Genomic DNA, 6,465 nt, shown 5'->3' on the forward strand with positions numbered 1-6,465 from the left:
CCGGGGCCGGAGCCGTGCCCGGGGCCGGTGCCGGGGCCGGGGAAGGCGGCGGGCCGCTGCCCGTCGGGCCGCCCGGGGCCGCGACCGTACCCCTGGTTCCCCCGGCAGTACCGCCCGACGCGCCGCCCCGGGCGGCGGTCGCCGCCCCCCACGCGGAAGGCTTTCTCGGCCGCGTCCGGCGCCGCGCCCACCAGGCACGGGAGCTGGGAGTCGTCGTGATGCTCCTGCTGCTCCTCATCCCGGCCGCCATCGCCGCCGCCCTCCTCGGCAGTCGTAGGAGCTGACCCATGGCCCTGATGGAAACCCTCGTCATCACCCTCGGGGTGGCGCTCGCCGCCGCCCTCTCCGTCGTCCTCAAGACGAAGCTGTTCCCGCTCGGCGAGGACGAGGAGCCGCGCGAGGACGTGGCCGAGTACATCGCCATGATGGTCTCGGTCCTCTACGCCGTGGTCCTCGGCCTCTGCCTGGTCTCCGTCTGGGACACCCGCGCCTCCGCCGCCGACAACGCCCACGCCGAGGCGAGCGCGCTGCACCAGACGTACCTGCTGGCCGACGCCTACCCGCCGGCGCGCGCCGAACCGCTGCGCCGGGCCACCCGCGCCTACGCCACCCACGTCGTGGAGGTCGAGTGGCCCATGATGGCGGAGCGCCAACCGCTCGACCCCCTCGGCTGGCAGCTCCTCGACCGGGTGCGGCGGGCCGGGGAGGCGGGCGACACGGACAAGGTGTCCGAGCAGATCGCCGCCCAGGAGGTGCTGGCGCAGCTCGGGTACGTGGACGACGCCCGGCGCGGGCGGGAGGCGGCCGCGCAGGAGCGGCTGTCGCCCGTGCTGTGGGCGGGGCTGCTGTTCGGGGGCGTGCTGACGCTCGCGTTCATGTTCCTCTTCGGCGTCCGGCGGAGCGCGACGCACGTGGTGATGGTGATGGGCCTGGCCGGGTTCATCGCCTTCACGGTGCTGCTCATCCAGCAGCTCGACTCGCCGTTCGGGAAGGCGCTCGGCACGTCCCCCGACGCGTTCGTCCGCTACTTCGCCTGAGGACGAACGCGTCAGGGAAGTGAGAAGGTGACGAACCGGGATGAGAAGGCAGGTATGGGCCCATGAGATATCTCGTGCGGGACCGGATCTTCGCCATCGGCGACGACTACTGGATCGAGGAGGAGGGCGGCCGCCCCGCCTTCCTCGTGGACGGCAAGGCCCTGCGGCTGCGCGACACCCTGGAGATCAAGGACCCGGACGGGCGGGTCCTGATCACCCTGCGGCAGAAGGTGTTCGCGCTGCGGGAGACGATGACGGTCGAGCGGGACGACCTGCCGCTGGCGACCGTCCGCCGCAAGCGCCTCTCGCTGCTGCGGAACCACTTCCGGGTGACGCTCGCCGACGGGACGGAGCTGGACGTCAGCGGCCGGATCCTGGACCGGGAGTTCGGTGTCACGTACGAGGGCGAGCCGCTGGCCCGCATCTCGCGCCGGTGGCTGACCGTCCGTGACACCTACGCCGTGGACGTCGTACGGGAGGACGCGGACGCCGCCCTGCTCATCGCGCTCGCGGTGTGCGTGATCCGGATGACGGAACGCGAGCGCGACGGGGACTGACCGGACGTCAGGCGGCGTTCGCGGCGGCCTTCTCGAGGGCCTGGGCCAGGTCCGCCCACAGGTCCTCGACGTGCTCGATGCCGACGGAGAGGCGGATGGTGCCGGGGCCGATGCCGGCGGCCTCCAGGGCCTGTGCGTCGAGCTGCCGGTGCGAGGTGGAGGCCGGGTGCATGACGAGCGTCCGGACGTCACCGAGCGAGACGCTGAGGGAGGCGACCCGGACCGCCTCGACGAAGGCGCGGCCCGCGTCCCGGCCTCCGGCGAGGTCGGCGGAGATCACCCCGCCGCCCCCGGCCGGCAGCAGCCGGGCGGCGACGGCCCGGTCGGGGTGGTCCGCGAGGGACGGGTGGCGGACGGCGGCGACGGCCGGGTGCGCCGCGAGGCGGGCGGCGAGCGTGGCGGCGCTCGCCGACTGGCGCTCGACGCGCAGCGGCAGGGTCTGCATGCCGCGCAGAGTGAGCCAGGCGGCGAACGGGTCGGTGACGGCGCCCTGTTCGACGGCGTGCGCGCGGACGCGCCGCTGCAGCGCGGGGTCCTTGAAGACGGCGACGCCACCGAGGACGTCGGCATGGCCGGCGAGGTACTTGGTGGCGGAGTGCAGGACGACGTCGGCGCCGTGGTCGAGGGGGCGGCAGAGCAGCGGGGAGGCGAAGGTGTTGTCGACGGCGACCGGCACCCCCGCCCCGGCGGCCACGGCGGCGAGCGCGGGCAGGTCCGCGACGCGGGTGGTGGGGTTGGCGACGGTCTCCAGGTAGAGGAGGCGGGTCTTGGGGCGGAGGGCGGCCCGCACCTCCTCCGGGTCGGTGCCGGAGACGTACGTGACGTCGACGCCCCAGCGGGCGGCGAGGTCGGTGAGGACCGCGTACGTACCGCCGTACAGGCACCGCTGGGCGATGACGTGACCACCGGAGGAGAGCAGGGTGTGCAGGACCCCGCTGATGGCTCCCATGCCGGAGGCGTAGGAGAGCGCGCCGGTGCCGCCTTCGAGACGGGCGACGGCGTCCTCCAGGGCGCGGACGGTGGGGTTGCCCATGCGGCTGTAGAGGAAGGTGTCGGGGTCGGTGAAGGCGTCGGCGAGGGCGTCGGCCGAGTCGAAGGCGAAGACGTGCCCCTGGTGGAGGGGGACGCCGAGCGGGGTGCTGCCGGTGATCTCCACGCGGGGCGGGTGGACGGCGAGGGTCTCGGGACGCAGGGCTCCGCCGTCGGTCTTCGCGGGGACGCCGGTGATGTCGTGCGCGCTGCTGCTCATGAACGCAGTCTGGCCGGGGCGGACTTGTGGTCACAGAGCCAATCACGGCAGATTGGTTCGCCGGGGGAGCCAATGAGGTGGGTGGGGTGCGTGGGGAGAGACAGGCAGCGGGGGGAGCGCGCGGCGGAGCCGAGGGGTACGGCGGGGGCGGGTGATCCCGGTGGCACGAGAGGGGCGGAGGGTACGAGCAGGGCGCGCGGTACGGGTGGTGCGGCCGATCGGGTGGCCCCCGGCGGTTCCGCACCCCACAGCTCCCCCGTCGTCGCCCCCGACCCCTTCGCGCCCCTCGACGCCGACGCGTTCGTGGCCCGGCTCGGTCGCTGGTCGGCCGGGCGCGGGCCGTTGTACCTGCTGCTCGCGGCCCGGCTGCGGGCACTGATCGACGACGGGGTGCTGCGTCCCGGTGCCCTCCTGCCGCCGGACCGGCGCCTCGCCGGCGCGCTCGCCGTGGGCCGGACGACGGTGGTCGCCGCGTACGACACGCTGCGGCAGGAGGGCCGGCTGGTGCGGCGGCAGGGCAGCGGGACCCGGGTGGCTCCGGCCGCGCTCCCCCTGCACCGTCGCGCCGGGGCGGCCGACGGGCCGGTGCCGGCCGGCGGTTCCGGCGAACCCCGGGTCGTGGAGACCTCGAATCCGTTGTTCCTGCACCTCCTGGAGGCGCCGGACGACGTGATCCTGCTCAGCTGCGCCGCCCCGCCCGCCCCGCCTCCCGAGCTGACGGAGGCGTACCGCGCGGTCGTCCTGCCGGACCGGGACCTCGGCTACCACCCGGCGGGCCTGCCGGCGCTGCGGGAGGCGGTGGCCGGGCGGTACACGGAGCGGGGGGTGCCGACCGGGCCCGGCGAGATCCTCGTGACGACGGGCGCCCAGCAGGCCCTCGCGCTGCTGGCGCGGCTGCTGCTCGCGCCGGGGGACGGGGTGCTGGTGGAGGCGCCTTCGTATCCGGGGGCGCTCGACCTCTTCCGGGAGGCGGCGGCGGTGCCGCTGCCCGTGGCGGTCGGGCCGGACGGGCTGGACGTGACGGCGGCGGTACGGGCCATGGAGCGGCACCGGCCGGCCCTGGCGTACGTGATGGCCCGGTTCCAGAACCCGACCGGGACCGTGCTGCCGCCGCTCGCCGGGCGGCGTCTCGTGGAGGCGGCGAACGCGCTCGGGGTGCCGCTGATCGACGACGAGGTGCCGGCCGAACTGGCCTTCGGCGGGGAGCCGGCCGGGGCGCCGCTCGCCGCGTACGGGGAGGTCCTCTCGGTCGGTTCGCTGAGCAAGGTGGTGTGGGGCGGGCTGCGGGCGGGCTGGGTGCGGGGCCCAACCGCGCTGATCGCCCGGCTGGCCCGGCTCAAGGCGCTGCACGACCTGGGTGGTGACGTGGCGTCCCAGTTGGTCGCGGCCCGGCTGCTCGACCGGTTCGGGCCGGTGCTCGCGGCGCGCCGGGTGGCGTGCCGCGCCGGTCACGACCACCTGCGGGCGGAGCTGGGCCGGCTGCTGCCCTCGTGGGAGTGCCCGCCGGTGGCCGGCGGGCAGACGCTGTGGGTGCGGCTGCCGTACGGGGACGGGGTGTCGTTCGCCCAGCTCGCCCTGCGGCACGGGGTGGCGGTCCTGCCGGGATCCACGGCGGACGCGCTCGGGGCCAGCGCGGACCGGCTGCGGCTGCACTTCATGGCGGCACCGGAGGTGCTGACGGAGGCGGTACGGCGGCTGGCGGCGGCCTGGGCGGAGTACGCGCCGGGGCCGGGGCGCAGCCCGGGTGCCCTGCATGCGATCGTCGTGTGACGCGAGGGGGAGGAGAGCTCGATGCACAGCGCCGTCACACCGTTCACGCTGCGCCCGTGGCGTGAGGGCAAGGGGTACGAGCGGCGGTCCGGATGGCGGGGCGTCTCGGCCGAGTTCGGTGAGATCACGGTGGAGGCGCCGCTGCGGCGGACCGTGCCGGAGGTGGTGGTCTCGGAGCTGCGGGGCGGGCTGCTGCCGCCCGCCTCGTACGAGGCGCGGGGCATCCACACGGAGGTGATCCGGCTGCCCACCCTGAACCGGGCGACCCTCCGGGTCGGTGACGCGCTGGTGTCCCTGGAGCGGAACCGTTTCGGCGCGACGGCCCGGCAGCGCGGCCTGCGGATGCGGTACGGCGGTGACCGCTACCTGCTGAGGGCCGTGGACCGCCGCTCCTGGCACCTGGCCCGCGCGGCGGACGCCGAGGACCCGGGCGTCGCGGTGTCGGTACGGGGAGCGGGGCGCGGCTCGCGGCGGCGTCTTGAGGTCTCGGTGGCGGGCCGGGCGGTCGCGGCGGATCTCTCCCTCGCGCTGATCTTCGCCGGGGTGGATCGGGCGGCCCTGACCCGGGGCGGCGCGGTCCGCGCCGGCCTCTCCCGGGTGACCCAGTTGTGGGCGGAGGTCCAGTACTAGGCGTGTCCCACCGGCCTTGCCGGGCTCGCGGCGTGATCGACAAGGCCCGGCTTCGGTACGCGGTGGCGTCCGGCGCCGCGATCGGGAAGGCTTGGCCCCATGGTCTCGGTACTGCAGAACGTGGCGATCGACTGTGCGGACGCCTATGAACTGGCGCTTTTCTGGAGCGGGGTGACGGGGCGTCCGCTCAACCCGGACGACCGGCCGGGGGTGCGGGAGGCGCAGGTGATGCTCCCGGAGGGCCCGGTCCTGTACTTCAACCAGGTGCCCGAGCCGAAGACGGTCAAGAACCGGCTCCACCTGTGCCTGCGGCCGCAGTCCTCCCGGGACGAGGAGGTGGCACGGCTGCTCGGCCTCGGGGCGACGTTCGTCGCCGACCACCGCCGGCCCGACGGCACGGGCTGGGCGGTCCTGGCCGACCCGGAGGGCAACGAGTTCTGCGTCCTGCGCGGTGACGCGGACCGGGCGGCCACCGCGCCCTGACCGGCCCCCGGGCGGTGGCCCGACGGGTCCGGCGAGGACGTGGCCGGGTCGGCGGGCGGGCCGGGTCCCCGGGTAGGGGGCCGGCCCTCCTCGCCCCTCAGGCCCGGTCGCGCCGGGGGGCGGTCACGCCCAGGACGCGGTCCTTCAGGGCCGGGAACTGTTCCCGCGTCGTGGCCACCTTCTCCGGGTCGAGGACGGCCCGCAGGGTCTCCTCGCCCGCGCCCGCCTCCGCGACGACCTCGCCCCAGGGGTCGACGACGACCGAGTGCCCGGCCTGCTCCACGCCCGCGTGGGTGCCGGCGGTGCCGCAGGCCAGGACGTACGCCTGGTTCTCCACCGCACGGGCCCGGGCGAGCAGGGTCCAGTGGGCGAGGCGGCGGGCCGGCCAGCCGGCGGGGACGACGAAGGCCTGGGCGCCGGCGTCCACGAGCCCCCGGAAGAGTTCGGGGAAGCGCAGGTCGTAGCAGGTGGCGACGCCGGCGGTGAGCTGCGGCAGGTCGAAGGTGACCAGGTCCTCCCCGGCGGCCATGAGGACCGCCTCGCCCTGGTCGAAGCCGAAGCGGTGGATCTTCCGGTAGCTGGCGGCGAGTTCGCCGTCGGGGGAGAAGACGAGCGAGGTGTTGTGGAGCAAGCCGCCCGCCTCCTCCACGAAGGACCCCGCGTGCAGCCACACCTCGGCGTCCCGCGCGGCGGCGGACATCGCCTCGTACGTGGGGCCGCGCAGGGGCTCGGCCTCGGC

7 protein-coding genes and 1 pseudogene are annotated in these 6,465 nt (G+C 75.6%); 6 read left to right on the forward strand and 2 right to left on the reverse strand.

Annotation, left to right across the window (positions count from 1 at the left end; translation table 11 throughout):
- The 3 genes and pseudogenes from RIF68_RS23080 to RIF68_RS23090 form a co-directional block, all read left to right on the forward strand.
- Positions 1-284: pseudogene (locus RIF68_RS23080) on the forward strand (hypothetical protein); the annotation flags it as partial.
- A 3-nt stretch (positions 285-287) separates the two neighbouring features.
- Positions 288-1,037 carry a hypothetical protein gene (locus RIF68_RS23085; protein ID WP_309053202.1) on the forward strand — a complete coding sequence of 250 codons (750 nt, stop codon included), beginning with the start codon at positions 288-290 and terminating at the stop codon, positions 1,035-1,037.
- A 62-nt stretch (positions 1,038-1,099) separates the two neighbouring features.
- The gene (locus RIF68_RS23090) at positions 1,100-1,594 is read left to right on the forward strand and encodes an LURP-one-related family protein (protein ID WP_309053203.1); all 495 of its coding nucleotides are present in this window, start codon (positions 1,100-1,102) and stop codon (positions 1,592-1,594) included.
- A gap of 7 nt (positions 1,595-1,601) precedes the next feature.
- Here RIF68_RS23090 and RIF68_RS23095 read toward each other — a convergent pair whose 3' ends face one another.
- Positions 1,602-2,843 (reverse strand): aminotransferase class I/II-fold pyridoxal phosphate-dependent enzyme, encoded by a 1,242-nt coding sequence (locus tag RIF68_RS23095; RefSeq protein ID WP_309053204.1) that lies wholly within the window; start codon positions 2,841-2,843, stop codon positions 1,602-1,604.
- Between the two features lie 222 nt (positions 2,844-3,065).
- On the opposite strand from RIF68_RS23095, the gene RIF68_RS23100 reads away from it, so the two are divergent.
- The 3 genes from RIF68_RS23100 to RIF68_RS23110 all read left to right on the forward strand — a co-directional run bounded on the left by RIF68_RS23100 (position 3,066) and on the right by RIF68_RS23110 (position 5,726).
- A complete protein-coding gene (locus tag RIF68_RS23100) occupies positions 3,066-4,613 on the forward strand; it encodes a PLP-dependent aminotransferase family protein (protein ID WP_309053205.1) in 1,548 nt (515 codons plus the stop codon).
- A gap of 21 nt (positions 4,614-4,634) precedes the next feature.
- Positions 4,635-5,243, forward strand: a complete 609-nt coding sequence (locus RIF68_RS23105; RefSeq protein WP_309053206.1) for a hypothetical protein — start codon at positions 4,635-4,637, stop codon at positions 5,241-5,243.
- 99 nt (positions 5,244-5,342) lie between these two features.
- Positions 5,343-5,726, forward strand: coding sequence for a VOC family protein (locus RIF68_RS23110; protein ID WP_309053207.1), 384 nt, complete (start codon positions 5,343-5,345; stop codon positions 5,724-5,726).
- Positions 5,727-5,823: 97 nt separating this feature from the next.
- On the opposite strand, the gene RIF68_RS23115 is transcribed toward RIF68_RS23110, so the two are convergent.
- Positions 5,824-6,465: nitrilase-related carbon-nitrogen hydrolase (locus RIF68_RS23115; RefSeq protein WP_309053208.1), on the reverse strand; the 642-nt coding region annotated here is incomplete at its 5' end.

Origin of the sequence: Streptomyces sp., from assembly GCF_031178505.1 — a bacterium.
Lineage (GTDB): Bacteria > Actinomycetota > Actinomycetes > Streptomycetales > Streptomycetaceae > Streptomyces > Streptomyces gulbargensis.